The 15,210-nt window shown below is 68.2% G+C and carries 15 protein-coding genes; 4 read left to right on the top strand and 11 right to left on the bottom strand.

Going from position 1 to position 15,210, the window contains the following annotated elements; translation table 11 throughout:
* Nucleotides 1-155: 155 nt before the first annotated feature.
* Nucleotides 156-848 (top strand): DNA alkylation repair protein, encoded by a 693-nt coding sequence (locus tag ACM6LU_RS37370; RefSeq protein WP_414942588.1) that lies wholly within the window; start codon nt 156-158, stop codon nt 846-848.
* Here ACM6LU_RS37370 and ACM6LU_RS37365 read toward each other — a convergent pair.
* From ACM6LU_RS37365 to infC, 8 genes are all read right to left on the bottom strand, one after another.
* Entirely contained in the window at nt 829-4,212 is a 3,384-nt protein-coding gene (locus ACM6LU_RS37365) for a tetratricopeptide repeat protein (RefSeq protein ID WP_414942587.1), read from the bottom strand. The two genes, ACM6LU_RS37370 and ACM6LU_RS37365, sit on opposite strands and share 20 nt — an antisense overlap.
* Before the next feature lie 101 nt (nt 4,213-4,313).
* On the bottom strand, nt 4,314-6,884 hold the full coding sequence (pheT, locus tag ACM6LU_RS37360; RefSeq protein WP_414942586.1) for a phenylalanine--tRNA ligase subunit beta: 2,571 nt from the start codon (nt 6,882-6,884) through the stop codon (nt 4,314-4,316).
* The gene (gene pheS / locus ACM6LU_RS37355; protein WP_414942585.1) at nt 6,885-7,949 is read right to left on the bottom strand and encodes a phenylalanine--tRNA ligase subunit alpha; all 1,065 of its coding nucleotides are present in this window, start codon (nt 7,947-7,949) and stop codon (nt 6,885-6,887) included. It lies immediately after the preceding gene.
* 238 nt (nt 7,950-8,187) lie between these two features.
* The gene (locus ACM6LU_RS37350; protein WP_414942584.1) at nt 8,188-8,367 is read right to left on the bottom strand and encodes a hypothetical protein; all 180 of its coding nucleotides are present in this window, start codon (nt 8,365-8,367) and stop codon (nt 8,188-8,190) included.
* Nucleotides 8,368-8,383: 16 nt separating this feature from the next.
* A complete protein-coding gene (locus ACM6LU_RS37345; RefSeq protein WP_414942607.1) occupies nt 8,384-9,226 on the bottom strand; it encodes a TrmH family RNA methyltransferase in 843 nt (280 codons plus the stop codon).
* Nucleotides 9,223-9,600, bottom strand: a complete 378-nt coding sequence (gene rplT / locus ACM6LU_RS37340) for a 50S ribosomal protein L20 (protein WP_414942583.1) — start codon at nt 9,598-9,600, stop codon at nt 9,223-9,225. Before rplT ends, ACM6LU_RS37345 begins: the two co-directional genes overlap by 4 nt.
* A gap of 62 nt (nt 9,601-9,662) precedes the next feature.
* Nucleotides 9,663-9,857 carry a 50S ribosomal protein L35 gene (gene rpmI / locus ACM6LU_RS37335; RefSeq protein ID WP_005163285.1) on the bottom strand — a complete coding sequence of 65 codons (195 nt, stop codon included), beginning with the start codon at nt 9,855-9,857 and terminating at the stop codon, nt 9,663-9,665.
* Nucleotides 9,858-9,927: 70 nt separating this feature from the next.
* Nucleotides 9,928-10,503 carry a translation initiation factor IF-3 gene (gene infC, locus ACM6LU_RS37330; RefSeq protein ID WP_414942606.1) on the bottom strand — a complete coding sequence of 192 codons (576 nt, stop codon included), beginning with the start codon at nt 10,501-10,503 and terminating at the stop codon, nt 9,928-9,930.
* A 268-nt stretch (nt 10,504-10,771) separates the two neighbouring features.
* Between infC and ACM6LU_RS37325 the strand changes: the two genes are divergently transcribed.
* From ACM6LU_RS37325 to ACM6LU_RS37315, 3 genes are all read left to right on the top strand, one after another.
* Nucleotides 10,772-11,131 (top strand): DUF1844 domain-containing protein, encoded by a 360-nt coding sequence (locus tag ACM6LU_RS37325; protein ID WP_076157053.1) that lies wholly within the window; start codon nt 10,772-10,774, stop codon nt 11,129-11,131.
* A 138-nt stretch (nt 11,132-11,269) separates the two neighbouring features.
* Nucleotides 11,270-11,899, top strand: a complete 630-nt coding sequence (locus ACM6LU_RS37320) for a GntR family transcriptional regulator (RefSeq protein WP_414942582.1) — start codon at nt 11,270-11,272, stop codon at nt 11,897-11,899.
* Entirely contained in the window at nt 11,896-12,891 is a 996-nt protein-coding gene (locus tag ACM6LU_RS37315) for a 1-aminocyclopropane-1-carboxylate deaminase (RefSeq protein ID WP_414942581.1), read from the top strand. Before ACM6LU_RS37320 ends, ACM6LU_RS37315 begins: the two co-directional genes overlap by 4 nt.
* 69 nt (nt 12,892-12,960) lie before the next feature.
* Here the strand turns inward: ACM6LU_RS37315 and ACM6LU_RS37310 are convergent, their stop codons facing one another.
* Genes ACM6LU_RS37310 through ACM6LU_RS37300 form a run of 3 tightly spaced genes read right to left on the bottom strand, consistent with a single transcriptional unit; the run spans nt 12,961 to nt 15,079 of the window.
* Nucleotides 12,961-13,344 (bottom strand): RidA family protein, encoded by a 384-nt coding sequence (locus ACM6LU_RS37310; protein ID WP_414942580.1) that lies wholly within the window; start codon nt 13,342-13,344, stop codon nt 12,961-12,963.
* The gene (locus tag ACM6LU_RS37305) at nt 13,341-14,105 is read right to left on the bottom strand and encodes an IclR family transcriptional regulator (RefSeq protein ID WP_414942579.1); all 765 of its coding nucleotides are present in this window, start codon (nt 14,103-14,105) and stop codon (nt 13,341-13,343) included. The genes ACM6LU_RS37310 and ACM6LU_RS37305 overlap by 4 nt, the downstream gene beginning before the upstream one ends.
* Nucleotides 14,102-15,079, bottom strand: a complete 978-nt coding sequence (locus ACM6LU_RS37300; RefSeq protein WP_414942578.1) for a sugar kinase — start codon at nt 15,077-15,079, stop codon at nt 14,102-14,104. The genes ACM6LU_RS37305 and ACM6LU_RS37300 overlap by 4 nt, the downstream gene beginning before the upstream one ends.
* Between the last annotated feature and the right edge of the window lie 131 nt (nt 15,080-15,210).

Raw genomic sequence — 15,210 nt, 5'->3', positions numbered from 1 at the left:
TCGGGCCGAAGCTACCGAGAACCGGCTTAAATCTCGCTGACCGACACGTTGACCGCCATCCTTCTTTAGTCGGTATCCGCGCCTCGATCCGGGCATATCAGTCTTGTCGGTCCCCTGTCGTACGCTCGCGGCGTCCACTGGGGAAAGGAGTTCGCGTGAACGAGGTGAAAAGCCTGGTTTCGGCGGTTCGCAACGGTTTGGCCGCGCTGGCCGATCCGGAGAAGGCGCCGGGCATGCGCGCGTACATGAAGTCGGAGATGCCGTTCCTCGGTGTCGCGTCACCCCCTCGGGCGGCCTTGCTGAGGAAGGTCTTCGCCGAACATCCGCTACCCGATCGTGTGAGTTTCTCCACCGCCGTCCTCACCTTGTGGCGTGAAGCGGAGTTCCGTGAAGAGCGGTACGCGGCGGTAGCCCTCTCCGGACACCGCGCCTATGCCCGCCAGCAGGACACCGCTTTGCTCGACCTGTACGAAGAGATGATCGTGACGGGCGCTTGGTGGGACTACGTGGACGAAGTCGCCATCCACCGCGTCGGGCCGATCCTGCGCGCGGAGCCGGAGACGGTGACGCCGTTGATGCTGACCTGGGCCTACGACGAGGACAGGTGGCGACGGCGGACGGCGGTGATCTGTCAGGTCGGGGCCAAGGGCGGCACCGACACCGATCTGCTCACCCGGGCGGTCGAGGCGAACATCGACGACAAGGACTTCTTCCTGCGCAAGGGAATCGGCTGGGCCCTGCGTGAGTACGCGAAGACCGAGCCGGACTGGGTGCGCGCGTTCGTCGCCGCGCATCCCGCACTGTCCCCCCTGTCTCGGAAGGAGGCGCTCAAGCACCTGGGCGGTTGAGCGCCGGCCGCGGGATCAGCGCGACGAGCTCCTCGATCACCTCGCCGAGTTCGGGCAACAGCTCTCCCGTCTCCTTCAGATCGCGAAGCAGGTCGAGCCGCACCTCCCGCGGCGGTTCTTCGCTGAGCAGGTCCGCGAGATTACGTTTCGCGTTTTCGGCGCGCCCGAGGGCAAGGAGGTAGAAGAGCGGCTGGGTCTTGGCGTCCCAATCGCCGGGGTCGGTCGTAGCATCGGCGACGGCTTCTTCGAGAGCTTCGCAGAAACGCCGCTGGGCTTCCTCGGTTCGCCCAATCTTCAGCCAGGCCAGCGCGAGAAGATTGCGCGCCCAGACGGATTCGGAGGCCAACGGCCGCAGGACCTCCATCGCCTCGTCCGTCCTCCCCGCATGCAGCAAGGCTTCCCCGAGGTTCCCGGAGTGGTCGGTGCCGTCCGGATCCAGGGCGACCAGTTCACGCAGTTCCCGGACGGCCTCTTCGTGGTCACCTGTCCGGCGATGGATCTCCGCACGCAGGACGCGGCTGCTCTCGTCGCCGGCGGCCAGCGCGCTGTCCACATCGGACAAGGCGCCGTCGAAATCACCGAACAGAAGGCGATGACGGGCACGCCGGTGGAAAGCGTATCCGTCCTGCCCCAACCTGGCCGCCTCGTCCAGTTCCGCCCGGGCTTCTTCGTGCCGATCCAAGTCCGCGAAATTGTCGCCCCGGAGGGTGTGTAAGAAGGCGCTCCCTGGGTTCGCTTCGAGTGCGGCATCGATGTCGATGAGGGCGGCCTCGTAGTCTTTCGAAGCCCGGTGGGCGAACGCTCGCCAAACGTGAGCCCACTCGTTGGCTGGCTCGAGTTCGAGCGCGCGGTTCAGCGACTCCATTGCCTCGTCGCGCCTCTTCAGCGGCCGGAGCAGCACCATCCCCCGCCGCAAACGATTCTCGGCGTCCTCGGGGGCAAGTTCGATCGCCCGTTCGAAGTCGGCGAGTGCAGCTTCCGGATCACCCTCGGCCGCGTGCACCTGGCCACGCATGTAGCACGCCCACTCGTAGTCCGGGTCGAGCCGAAGGGCGGCGGTGAAGCCGTCGATCGCGAGCCGATGCCGCTCGCCGCGATAGTGAAACGCCGCCCGGATCGCGTGAGATTTGGCGTTTTCCAGGTTCGCCGCGACGACCGCGTCGAAGGTCTTGGAAGCGGCCTCCTCGTCCCCGGTCTGCTCCAGGAACCATGCCAGCTCGGTCAGGTAGTAGACGTCCTTGGGCCGCAGGGCGACCGCCGCCCGGTACCCGGCGAGGGCTTCCTCGTTCTCCCCCAGTTCGGCCAGCAGCATCGCCCGCTGGCAGATCGCCCAGGCATAGTCGGGATCGAGCCGGACCGCGATGTCGAGTTCGACGATCGCCTTCCGGAGTTCTTCGCGCTTGACGTACACCTCGCTCCGGGCGGTGTATGCCCACGCGTAATCGGGTTCGAGGCGGACGGCCTCGTCGAGGTCGGCCATCGCACCGTCGAGATCACCGAGTCCGGCACGGGCGGAACCACGCCCTCGCCACGAGTAGGCGTAGGCGGGGTCGAGTTCGATCGCCCTGTTCAGGTCCGACAGCGCCCGTTCCCAGTCGCCTTCGTTGTGGAACAGATTGCCCCGGTCACTCCAGACGTAGGGATCGGCGGGATTGAGGTCGCAAGCCCGGTCATAGTCCCGCTTCGACCGCTCGATCTCGTCCTGGCTCTCGTAGGCCCAGGCACGACGGCGAATCACCGTCGAGAGCCGGGCCGTGTCGAGTTCGCCGGCACCGGCGAGCAGGTCGAGCACCGGGATCTTCCGCGAGCCGTCGCCGTCCCCGATGGCGGCTGTCAGCCGCTGCGCCCAGTCCAGTACAGCGGGCGCGTCCGCGTCGACGCCCGCCTGCTCCATCATCCGCGCCCAGGCCCGCGCGGCAGCGGTACCCGAAGTGATCATCTCGGCGGCCCCGAGCAGTGCGTCCGGCAGCGCTTCCGCCGGATCGCCGCAAAGCCGGTGGTAGGTCTGCTCGAGCTTCCTCCGCTGCCAGCCTTCGTCGCTCCAGGCGTCGCGATGGCGGCTGAGTCCGAGTTCGGCGCACCGGCCTTCGTAGTACTCGCTGAGCCGCCGGTGGTGTTCGGCGAACGCCGCCGGCGAGCGCCCGCGTTCCAGGCGCACCATCGGACCGCGGACCACCGGGTGATAGCGCACCGGAAGCTCGCGCCGCCCGACGAACGGCAGTTCCCGCAACCAGCGAAAGGTCTCCCCCGCGGTTTCCTTCCCGGTCAGGACGCCGAGGACGTCTTCGTCCAGGACACGGGGAAGCGACGCCGTGGCGGCGATCTCCTGCTTGGCCTTCTCGGGAACCCAATGCAGGAAGCGTTTGACCGCGTCGTCGCTGGGATCCCCGACGGCGCCCGCTTCGGCGGGCTTCCCCCGTGCCAGCATGGCGACCAGGACGGGCAGGCCGTCGGTCAGCCGCAGCACGATCTCGATCACCTTTTCGTCGGTGATCCCGTGTTCGGCGAGCAGACGCCGTGCCTCCGGTTCGGTGAACGGCCGGAGTTCGACCTCGTGCACCAGCGGCGCGTGCCTGTTCCACTTCGCCTCGTCCAGCGGGAACTGCCCGGCCGTGGTGAGCACGAGGTTCTGCGGCAGGTCGCCGTACAGTCCGCCGAACAGGTCGAGCAACCACGTCTCCAGTACTGGCGCCGTCCGCTCGAAGGTGTCGAAGAACAGCGCGATCTGCCGGGATTCGGGAACACGCCAGAGATCCTCGACGAACGGCTTGGTCAGTTCCTCCGCCGGATCGAGGAGCAGCCGGACATCGGCTTTCCGCTTGAACTTCGCCGCGAGATAGCTCTGCAACTGTTCCAGCTGTTTCGCCGTCGCGTCGGCGTCGATCGCGTCGGCGGCGATGCTTCCGCCGGGTAGGGTCTTCGCCATGCCGAGACCGGCTCTCACCACCGTCTTCGTCACGAGCGCGCGGCCCGCGGCCGGGGCCTGCGGATCGCTGTGGAGCCGTTCCCTCGCCTTGAGGTAGAACTCGTGGCGTTTCTCGAACCGGCGCATCTCGTGTCCGCTGCGGGCGAGGTCCTTCGCCAGTTTGACCAGTGTGGCCGGCAGATCCTGCTGCCGGTCATCCGTGAACCCGACGGCGGCACGGGCTTCCTCGGCGATCCCGCGAAGTTGTTCGAGGAGGAAGGACTTGCCAACGCCGGCGAGACCGTGCACCGAGTACAGGTACCGGCGGCGCCGGTCGCTCCCCGGCAACCCCAGATTGACCCGGAACTCCTCGCGTTCCCCGACTCTGCCGACGAAACCGTCGCTCAGCCGCGCACGGGCGATGTCTTGGATACTGGACCGACCGTCTGGACGTGACACGAGTCCTCACTTTGCCACATCCACGACGCGTAAAAGGCCCCTTCCCTCAGCTGGTCATTGAAAACCATAGCCGAGGGAAGGGGCCTACACGGGACCACAGGTCAAGCTCGCAGGCTCGCGCCGAAGCGCTCACCTGCGATCGCGACGGCGGCGTCGCGGGCCTTGGTGGCCTCGTCGACGGTCAGCGTGCGGTCCGCGGCGCGGAACCGGAGCTTGTACGCCACCGAACGCTTGCCCTCGCCCAGCTGCTCGCCCTGGTAGGAGTCGAACAGCGTGATGTCTTCGAGCAGTTCGCCCGCGCCTTCGCGCAGCGCCTCGGCCAGGTCGGCCGACGGCACACCCGCCTCGGCGACGAGGGCGACGTCGAGCAGCACCGGCGGGTAGGCCGAAATCCGCGGCGCCGGACGTCCGTCCGGGATCGGGATCGCGTCCAGGTCGAGTTCCATCGCGACGGTGCGCGGCGGGAGGCCGAGCGCCTCGACGACCTTCGGGTGCAGCTCACCGGCGTAGCCGACGGGCCACTGCCCCACTCGCAGCTGCGCGCACCGGCCGGGGTGCCACGGCGGCTGGTCCGCCGCGGCCGTGGTCAGCTCGACACCGGCGGCCTGCGCCACCAGCCGGGCCGCCTGCACCGCGTCGGCCCAGTTCGCTTGCTCGCCTTCGCCCCACCAGCCCGCGCGGCCCCGCTGGCCGGCGAGCACGACGGCGACGTGCACCGGCTGCGGCGGGACGGCCGCCTCCAGTACCGCGAGCTCCTCGTCGGCCGGGCGCCGGTCCACCCCGAGCGAAGGCATCGGGATCGGCTTCGGTCCCGGCAGGACCACCTGTCCGATGTGGAACAGCGAGACGTCCTTGAAGCCACGGGAGACGTTGCGCTGCACCATTTCCAGCAGACCGGGCAGCAACGTGCTCGCCATCCGGTCCTTGTCCGTCTCCAACGGGTTGCGGACCTGGACGGTCTTGCGGCGGAGGTCGTCCTCGGGCAGCCCGAACGAATCCCAGACCGAGTCCGAGATGAACGGGAAGGGCAGCACCTCGACGTAGCCCGCCTCGGCCAGCGCACGCGCGACCGAGCGGCGACGACGCTGGGTGTCGGTGAGGCCACGGCCCGCCGGGGCTTCGGGCAGCACCGACGGGATGCTGTCGTAGCCCTCCAGCCGGAGCACCTCCTCGACCAGGTCGGCAGGCTGCACCAGGTCACCGCGCCAGCTCGGCGGGACCGCGGTCACCAGCGCGATGCCGTCCTCGGACGAACCCACGTTGACCTTGCAGCCGATCTGCGACAGCCGCCGGACCGTGACACCGCGCTCGTATCGCACCCCGGCCACCTGGTCGGGAAGGCTGATCGGCATGGTCACCGGCTGGTTCGGCTCGACGCCGCCCTCGTCGGTGCGGCCGGGCAGGATCGAGCCGTCGCCGTACTGGCGCAGCAGACGCGCGGCGAATTCGACGGCCACCGCGCACAGCTGCGGGTCGGTGTAACGCTCGAACCGCTTGGCCGCCTCGGAGAACAGCTTGTGACGGCGGGCCGTCCGGCTGATCGACGAGGGGTCCCAGTGCGCCGCTTCGAGCAGTACGTCGGTGCTCTCCGACGTGATCTCGGTCGACGCGCCGCCCATCGTGCCCGCCAGCGAGATGACCCCGGTGTCGTCGGCGATCACCACGTCGTCGACGTCGAGCGTGCGCTCGACATCGTCCAAAGTGGTCAGTTTTTCACCCGGCTTCGCCTTGCGCACCACCAGGTCGCCCTTGACCGACCCGGTCGCGAACGCGTGCAGCGGATGCCCGAGCTCGATCATGACGTAGTTGGTCACGTCGACCGCGAGCGAGATCGAGCGGATGCCGGCCAGCATCAGACGGCGGTGCATCCACCACGGTGTCGGCGCGGTGGCGTCGAGGTCCTTGATCCGGCGCAGCACGAACCGCTTGCAGCCCTCGGTGTCCTCGAGGTGCACCGGCCACGCGACGCTCTCGGCCGCCGGGACCTCGATGGACGCCGGGTCGCCGAACGGGACGTCGAGTGCGTTCGACAGCTCGCGGGCCAGCCCGCGGACCGACAGGGTGTACCCACGGTCCGGGGTCGGCGTCACCTCGAGGACGGTGTCGTCGAGGCCGAGCAGCTTGTTCGCGTCCTCGCCAGGGCTGGCGGTGCTCGGCGGCAGCACGAGGATGCCGGAATGGTCGTCACCGATGCCGAGTTCGCTCGCGGAGCAGATCATGCCGTCGCTGAGCCGGCCGTAGGTCTTACGCGAACCGATCTCGAAACCGCCGGGCAGCACCGTGCCGGGCAGCGCGACGATGACCAGGTCACCCTCGGCGAAGTTCGTGGCACCACAGATGATCCCGCGAGTCCGGATCCCCGTCGGGCCGTCGTCCTCGAAAGGACCTTCGTCATCGTCGTCATCATCGGCGTCGACGTTCTCGTCGGGCTTGTCGGCGTCGTCCTCGGACTCGCCGACATCGACGCGGCAGAAACGGACCGGCTTCTTGAACTCGGTCAGCTCCTCGATCTCGGCCACGCGGCCCACCACGAGCGGGCCGGTGACCGGTTCGAGCGCGCGGACCTCGTCGACCTCGATGCCGATCCGCACGAAGGCGTCGGCCAGATCCTGGGCCGTGACCTCCTCGTCGACGTCGAGGTGCTCGGTCAGCCAGCTGGCTGGGACCTTCACTCAGGCCTCCGTTCCGAAGGGCAGGGTGAACCTGATGTCGCCCTCCACCATGTCGCGCATGTCCGGAATTCCGTTGCGGAACTGCAGGGTGCGCTCGATACCCATGCCGAAGGCGAAACCCGAATAGACCTCCGGGTCCACGCCGCAGGCACGCAAAACGTTGGGGTTGACCATGCCGCAGCCGCCCCATTCGACCCAGCCCGCTCCACCCTTCTTCTGCTCGAACCAGACGTCGACCTCGGCCGACGGCTCGGTGAACGGGAAGAAGTGCGGGCGCAGGCGGGTCTTCGAGCTTTCGCCGAACATCGCGCGGGCGAAGGCGTCGAGGGTGCCCTTGAGGTGTGCCATCGTCAGGCCCTTGTCGACCGCGAGCCCTTCGACCTGCGAGAACACCGGAGTGTGCGTGGAGTCGAGCTCGTCGGTCCGGTAGGTACGGCCGGGGCAGACGACGTACACGGGCGGATCGCGGTGCAGCAGCGTGCGGGCCTGCACCGGCGAGGTGTGCGTCCGCAGCACCAGCCCGGAGTCCTCCTCGCCGACGTAGAACGTGTCCTGCAGCTGGCGCGCGGGGTGGTCCTTGCCGAAGTTCAGCGCGTCGAAGTTGAACCACTCGGCCTCGAGTTCCGGACCGTCGGCGACCTCGTAGCCCATCGCGACGAACGCGTCGGCGATCCGCTCCGAAAGGGTCGCGATCGGGTGCCGGGCGCCGCGAGGGACGCGGTCCCACGGAAGCGTGACGTCGACGGTCTCCTCACGGAGCACCTTTTCGTCACGTTCCACCTGGAGCACGGCACGGCGCGCGTCGAAAGCCGCCTGGATGCCTTGCCGCGCTTCGTTGACCCGCTTCCCAGCCTCGGCCTTCTCCTTCTTCGGCAGGGCACCGATCTCGCGGCGCGCGAGCAGCAGCGGAGACTGGTCCCCGAGGTGGGCGGGTTTGACCGCGGCCAGCGCGTCGAGATCCGCCGCGGCCGCGAAATCCGTCTCGGCCTGCTTGACGGCGGCTGTCAACGTATCCGGCGCGAGCGCCCCCGCCTGGGGGTCCTGCTTGTCGTTGGCTTCGGACATAACTCCTCGGCGTCCGCTGGGACTGGTCCGGTGCACGCGAGCACACACATGGGTTTAGCAGCTGCTGAATTCTATGGGACAGCGAACAGCGGCCCCCGATCACCCTCGGGCTGGGCATACCGTCACTCAGAAGCGCGAAGAACGCGGATCTACGCCGTAAACAAGGTGCTGGAACGAACGATGCGTTCCATGAGAACTCCCTTGGTGTCGTGGTTCGAACAGCGTAGTACCCACGACTCTACGTGGTGGTACGCCGCAGGGCCATCGAATTCCGCGCTCGGCGTCCGGCGAAAGCGCCTTCGGAGTCCACTTTTCCGAACGCCTCCGGAACAACGCCGTCGGCGGCGAAGCGGCACAAGGCGGTCTGGTAGATCCCGGCCAGGGTCGTGCAGACGATGGAGACCAAGAACCCCCACACGAGTGGAATCCGCAGCTCAGCGACCCCGGTGCGGCGCCATCGCGTTGGTGTACACGCAGATCGCCGCGGCTGTCGCGAGGTTCAGGCTTTCGGCCCGGCCGTACATCGGGATCTTGACCGCGAGGTCGACGGTGCCGAGCACACGCTCGGGCAATCCGTGCGCTTCGTTGCCGAACACCCAGGCGGTGGGCTGGTCGAAACTCACCTGGTCGAGTTCGGTGTCGGCGTACCCGTGCGCGCCGAACGTGCGGAGACCGGCGGCGGAGCAGGCCTTCAAGGCCGCGTCGACGTCCCGGATCCGGGTGATGGCGGGGTGGAACAGGCTGCCCGCGGCCGCGCGGACGCATTTGCCGTTGTGCGGGTCGACACTGTCGCCCGCGAGGACGACCGCGTCGGCGCCGGCTGCGTCCGCGACCCGGATCACGGTGCCCGCGTTCCCGGGATCCGCGACGTCGACGAGGACGACGACGAGCTTCGCGCCCGGCTTGAGGACGGTCTCTTGTGGACGGTCGACGAGTGCGCAGACCGCGACGATGCCTTGCGGCGTCACGGTCTCGGAAAGCCCGTCGGCGGCGCGATCGGTGATCGGCGAAACCGGGACACCTGCCTCGTGCGCGGCGACGAGCAGACGCTCGTGCTGCGCGGCGGCGCGTTCGGTCACGAACAGCTCGTGCACCGTGCCATCGTCTTCGAGGGCGTGGGTGAGCGCGGCCTCGACCGCGTTCGCGCCCTCGGCGAGGAACCGGCCCGCTTTTTCGCGCTCGGCCCGACGGGTGAGCTTGCGCGCGGAAACAACCCGGGGCGTCCGTTCGGTGAACGGAGCCGCCCCGGGTTGCGGAAGAGCGCTGTAGCCGGTCAGGCCGACTTCTTCTCTTCGGTGTTCACGTTGGCCTTGGCCAGCTCCGCCAGCGCGGTGAAGGCGGCGGCGTCGTTGACCGCGAGGTCCGCGAGGATCTTGCGGTCGACCTCGACACCCGCGGTCTTCAGGCCCTGGATGAACCGGTTGTAGGTGACGCCGTTGGCGCGGGCAGCCGCGTTGATGCGGGTGATCCACAGCTGGCGAAAGTCACCCTTGCGGGCACGGCGGTCCCGGTAGGCGTAGTTCAGCGAGTGAAGCGTCTGCTCCTTCGCCTTGCGGTACAGCCGCGAACGCTGGCCGCGGTAGCCGCTGGCGAGCTCGAGAGTCGCGCGACGCTTCTTATGGGCGTTGACAGCCCTCTTGACGCGTGCCACTGGGTCCATCCTGTCGATCTGGGGGCGCGCTGGCGCGCCCGGCGTTTACAAAGTGCGGGGTGTCAGCGGCCGAGAAGGCGCTTGACGCGGCCGACGTCGTTCTTGGCGATCTCGGTGGTGCCTTCGAGACGACGGGTGAGCCTGTTGGACTTCTTCTCCATCAGGTGGCGGCGACCGGCCTTCTGGCGGCGCAGCTTGCCCGTGCCCGTGACGCGAACTCGCTTCGACGTCCCGCTGTGCGTCTTCATCTTCGGCATTGCGTTGTCCTCTTTCGTGCGGCGGCACACCGGGAAATTCCGGTGTGCCGCGACAGGTGCTTGTCGGCGCTTACGCGTCGGCGGGCGGCTCGGACGACTCGTCCTTGGCCGCCTTCGCGGCCTTGGGCGGCTTCACGTTCTTGTGCGGGGCCAGCACCATGATCATGTTGCGACCGTCCTGCTTCGGCGACGACTCGACGAAACCGAGTTCGGTCACCTCGTCGGCGAGCTTCTGCAGCAGGCGGAAACCGAGTTCCGGCCGGGACTGCTCGCGACCGCGGAACATGATCGTGACCTTGACCTTGTTGCCAGCCGCCAGGAAGCGGGACACGTGACCCTTTTTGGTCTCGTAGTCGTGCTGGTCGATCTTCGGCCGCAGCTTCTGCTCTTTGATGACGGTGAGCTGCTGGTTGCGGCGGGACTCGCGGGCCTTCTGCGCACTCTCGTACTTGAACTTGCCGAAGTCCATGAGCTTGCATACGGGCGGGCGTGCCTGAGGAGCAACCTCGACGAGGTCGAGATCGTTCTCCTGTGCCAACCGCAGCGCATCTTCGATCCGGACGATGCCGACCTGTTCACCGGCTGGTCCGACAAGGCGGACCTCCGGTACCCGGATTCGTTCGTTGATGCGTGTCTCGGAACTGATGGGGCCTCCCTGGTTCGAGGTAAATTCTTCTACCGTTTCGACCTGGTGCCCACATACCGAAGGCCTCGGTACCGTGAGGTACACGAGGCCCACTCATTCCGATCGCGTTCAGTCTCCAGAACCGAACGCACCGCCTCGACACCCGAAATCGTCTTGGCGAGACCGGACCCGGACACCTGGTGTTACGGCAGTGACACGGGTGGGAGCGGGGCTCCACTTGCCGCCCCCGATCACTCGGGGGCTGGTCGCTCGTGGAAGGGTACCAGACGTGTCAGACGAACCCGTTCAGCAGCCCCCGTATTCCCCGGACGTCCGCGACTTGGAGGACATCCCGAGCGTCGAGGTGATCAGCAGGGCGGCCGTCATGCTGCTCTCCGCCGGCGCCGAACGCCTCGGTCTAGCCGACGAGGATCCGGCCGCCTCACCCCACCGCGACCTCGACGAGGCCCGCCGCCTGATCACCGCTCTCGCCGGGCTGGTCACCGCTTCCGCAGAGTACCTCGGCCTGCACGCCGGCCCATTGCGTGACGGCCTGCAGTCCCTGCAGAAGGCGTTCCGCGAGGCTTCGGCCGTGCCGGACGCCCCCGGGCAGGGGCCGGGCGAGAAGTACACGGGCCCGGTCTACTAGGTGCCGGATCCCGCTCCCCGATGCTATGAACGGTCCGTTACTTGCAAATTTTGCGAGTAACGGACCGTTCATAGCATCGGGACCTACCCGAAAAGACGGGCAGCAGCTAACATTTTAGATGTGACTGGGTTAGCGAAGGTGCCTAGGTCCCTCCTTCGGGACGAGGCGTACGAGAACATCCGGCGGGCGATCATCGACGGGACGCTTCCGCCGGGGACGAACCTGCGCGACGGGGACCTCGCCGACCAGCTGGGCCTGTCGCGGGCGCCGGTGCGCCAGGCGCTGCTGCGCCTCATCGAGGACGGCCTCGTCGAGTCGAAGCCGCAGAGCTACACGCGCGTCGCCGGGTTCGTCGCGGACGACGTCCGGGACGCCCTGCAGCTGGTCCGTGCGCTGCACGAGTTCGCCGTCCGGGTGGGCACGCCGCGGGTGGGACCAGCCGGAGTCGCGGCGATGCGCGCGGCCAACAGCCGGTTCGCCGACGCCGTCGCCGCCGGGGACATCGCGGCAGCGATCGCCGCCGACGACGAACTCCACGACATCCCGGTGACCGCCGCGCGCAACCGGGCCGTCGCCGCGACGCTGGCCCGCTACACGCCGCTGCTCCGTCGTCTCGAATACGCCCGCTTCGGCTCTCTGCCCGCGCACCGGTCGGTGCAGCGCCACGCGGAACTGGCCGACGCCATCGAAGGGGGCGACGTCGACTCGGCCTGCTCGATCACCGCCACGATCTGGACCGAACTCGAAGCCCTATTGGAGACTCCATGACCCTCGCCGACTTCCCGCGCTACCCGTTGCTGTTCGGCCCCTCCCCCGTGCACCCGCTCGAACGGCTCACCGCCCACCTCGGCGGCGCGAAGGTCTGGGCGAAACGTGAGGACGTCAATTCCGGCATCGCGTTCGGCGGCAACAAGACACGGAAGCTCGAATACCTGGTCGCCGACGCGCTCGCCTCGGGCGCGGACACGCTGATCTCCATCGGCGGCGTCCAGTCGAACCACACCCGCCAGGTGGCCGCGGCCGCCGCGCGGGCCGGGCTCAAGGCCGTGCTGATACAGGAGAGCTGGGTCGACTGGAACGACCCGCTGTACGACAAGGTCGGCAACGTCCAGCTCTCGCGCATTCTCGGCGCGGACATCCGGATGGTCGAAGCCGGGTTCGGTGTCGGTTTCAAGGAAAGCTGGGAGAACGCGGTCAAGGAGATCGAAGCGGACGGAGGCAAGCCGTACGCGATCCCGGCGGGCGGGTCGGACCACCGCCTCGGCGGGCTCGGTTTCGCGAACTGGGTCGTCGAGCTCGAAGCGCAGGAGGCCGAACTCGGCGTCTACTTCGACACGGTGGTCGTCTGCTCGGTCACCGGCAGTACGCAGGCCGGGATGGTCGCCGGGGCCGCGCTTTCGGGGAAGCCGCGACGGATCCTCGGCATCGACGGTTCGGCGAAGCCGACTGAGACCCGCGCTCAGATCACCCGCATCGCGCGGGCCACCGCGGAGCTGATCGGCGCCGGTGAAATCGGCGAGGTCGAACTGGACGAGCGGTACCACGCGGGAATCTACGGTATCCCCGACGAGTCCACTTTGGACGCCATCAGGACACTGGCGCGGCTGGAGGGCGTGCTCACCGATCCGGTGTACGAGGGTAAGTCGATGGCGGGGCTGATTGACCTCGTCGGCCGGGGTGAGATCCCGCGTGAGTCGAACGTGCTCTTCGCGCACCTGGGCGGTCAGCCCGCGCTCAACGGGTACACGAGCGTGCTCTAGCGGAAGCTGTCAGGAACGGACCTTTCATAACGAGAGATGTTATGAAAGGTCCGTTCCTGACACGCGGGATCAGTCCACGACGGCCAGGACGTCGATCTCCACCAGCAGGCCGGCGGGCAGGCCGACGTACACGGTGGTGCGGGCCGGGTGCGGCGCTTCGCCGATCAGCTTGTTGTAGACCTCGTTGAACACACCGAAGTGGTCGACGTCGGTCAGGTACACGCGCACCATCAGGGCGTCGCCCAGGCTGGCACCGGCGGCCTCGAGCACCGCTTCGATGTTCTTGAAGGTCTGCTCCGTCTGCTCACCGACGGTCTCGCCGACGATGGCGCCGGTGGCCGGGTCGAAGGCGACCTGGCCTGCCACCTGCAGGAGGTTGCCCTTGCGGACCGCCTGCGAGAACGCGGCCACCGGCTTCGGCGCGTTCTCCGTGCTGATCGCGGTCTTGCTCATTCCAACTTCCCCTTTCGGTTCCCCGTCCATCCACTGTGGACGGAAGCTTCTTCGGCGGCGGCGACCAGTTCGGGCACGAGCCCCATCAGGCCGTCGTAGTCCAGCAGTACCTTCGGCACCGAGATCGACGCGGCGGCGAGTACCATGCCGCCCGGGCCGCGGACCGGTGCGGCAATGCAGTGGATGAAGTCCTCGTGCTCGGCGTTGTCCACCGCGTAGCCGCGGTCGGCGACGAGGTCCAGTTCGGTCTCGTAGGCCGACGGCGTGGTGATCGTGTTCGGGGTGCGGACGAAGAAGTCGATCCTCGAGACCACGTCCGCCCGCTTCTCCGGCGTCATCGCGGCGACGAGCACCTTGCCGACGGCCGTGCAGTGCAGTGGGGCGCGCTTCCCGATGCGGGAGTACATCCGCACCGAATGCCTGCCCTCGAACTTGTCGATGTAGACGACCTCACCGTCCTCATAGGACGCGAGGTGGATGGTGTGTCCGGTGCGCGCGTTGAGCCCGGCCAGCGCGGACTGCGCGCTGCGGCGGACGTCGCGGTCTTCCAGTGCCTGCTGCGCGAGGTCGAAGAGGGCACTGCCCAGCCGGTAGTGCCGCTGCCCTTCCCGGCGCACGAAATGGTGCGACTCCAGGGTGCGCAGCAGTCGCAGCACGGTCGACTTGTGCACGCCGATCTCCTCGGCGAGCTGATCCAGCGTCTTCGCCTCGCGGGCGAGTCCGCCCAACAGGGTGAGCGCCCTGTCCAAGCTCTGACTCATACGCTCACCAATCCCTTGTCCGTCAGTTTCGCCGCCGCCCAGGATGCCTCATCCGCACCGATCAGAGCCTCGACGACGGACTCTGGCAACGGCGTCCCCACATCGTCGTGGGTCAGCAAGGTGGCAGCGGCCTGCAGATGCCCGCGCCGCAGGCGGGTCTCGGGGTCGTCACCGCGCAGAGTGGCGGCGAGGAAGCCCGCCGCGAACGCGTCACCGGCACCGACCGGCTCCACGACGTCGACCCGCAGGGCGGGCGCGAACAGTGGCGCCTCGTCGCCGTCGATCAGCGTCACCCCGCGTTCCCCGTGTTTGACGACCAGCGTCTTCGGCCCGGGCACCGCGACGCGCAGCCGCTCGGGATCACCGGTCCCCCACACCCGCTCGGCTTCGTCGTCACCTGCCAGGACGATGTCGGCGCGGGCGGCCAGTCCGGCCAGCACCGACGGGTCGCGACCGGTCCACAGCGTGGGCCGGAAGTTCACGTCGAACGACACCAGCGTGTCACCACGCGGCCGTTCCAGCAGGGCTCGCACCAGGTCGAGACAGCCGTCCGAAAGCGCGGGCGTGATCCCGGACAGGTGGATCACGCGGACCCCGTCGAGTTCGAGTTTCCCCAGCAACGTGGCGTCCATTCCGGACGCCGCGGAACCCTTGCGGTAGTAACGCACGGGGCTGCCGTGCGCGCCGCTTTCCTTGATGTAGAGCCCGGTCGGGCGGGTCGGGTCGACCACGACCGCGCTGACGTCCACCCCCGCTCCGGCGATCTCGCGCACGAGCGCGCGGCCGAACGGATCGTCGCCGACGGCGCTCACCCAGGCGCTGGTGAACCCCAGCGCGGGGAGGTGGCAGGCGACGTTCGATTCGGCTCCGCCGATGGTCCGTACCCACTCCCGTACCTCGTCGGGCGGCCCTGGTTCGGCCGGTACGAACAAGGCCATCGACTCCCCGATGCACAACACGTCAGTGCTCTTCATCGCGCCGACCGCCATCCCGCCGCCAGGGCGCACGTCTCGGGATCACGGCACCTCTCGGCCGAAGATCGCCCTGCCATCGCGATAGCGGGACCTCCGGCCAAAACGGCGCGACCCCAAAAAATCAAGAGATT

Source organism: Amycolatopsis sp. cmx-11-51, from assembly GCF_047608665.1.
Lineage (GTDB): Bacteria > Actinomycetota > Actinomycetes > Mycobacteriales > Pseudonocardiaceae > Amycolatopsis.
Note: the sequence above shows the minus strand (reverse complement) of the source record. Positions and strands in the feature narration are given on the sequence as shown.

Coding starts and splice junctions, on each gene's coding strand:
- pheS (WP_414942585.1), bottom strand. CDS start 7,949: ATGTCCGAAGCCAACGACAAGCAGGACCCCCAGGCGGGGGCGCTCGCG.
- rpmI (WP_005163285.1), bottom strand. CDS start 9,857: ATGCCGAAGATGAAGACGCACAGCGGGACGTCGAAGCGAGTTCGCGTC.
- ACM6LU_RS37315 (WP_414942581.1), top strand. CDS start 11,896: ATGACCCTCGCCGACTTCCCGCGCTACCCGTTGCTGTTCGGCCCCTCC.
- ACM6LU_RS37310 (WP_414942580.1), bottom strand. CDS start 13,344: ATGAGCAAGACCGCGATCAGCACGGAGAACGCGCCGAAGCCGGTGGCC.
- ACM6LU_RS37305 (WP_414942579.1), bottom strand. CDS start 14,105: ATGAGTCAGAGCTTGGACAGGGCGCTCACCCTGTTGGGCGGACTCGCC.
- ACM6LU_RS37300 (WP_414942578.1), bottom strand. CDS start 15,079: ATGAAGAGCACTGACGTGTTGTGCATCGGGGAGTCGATGGCCTTGTTC.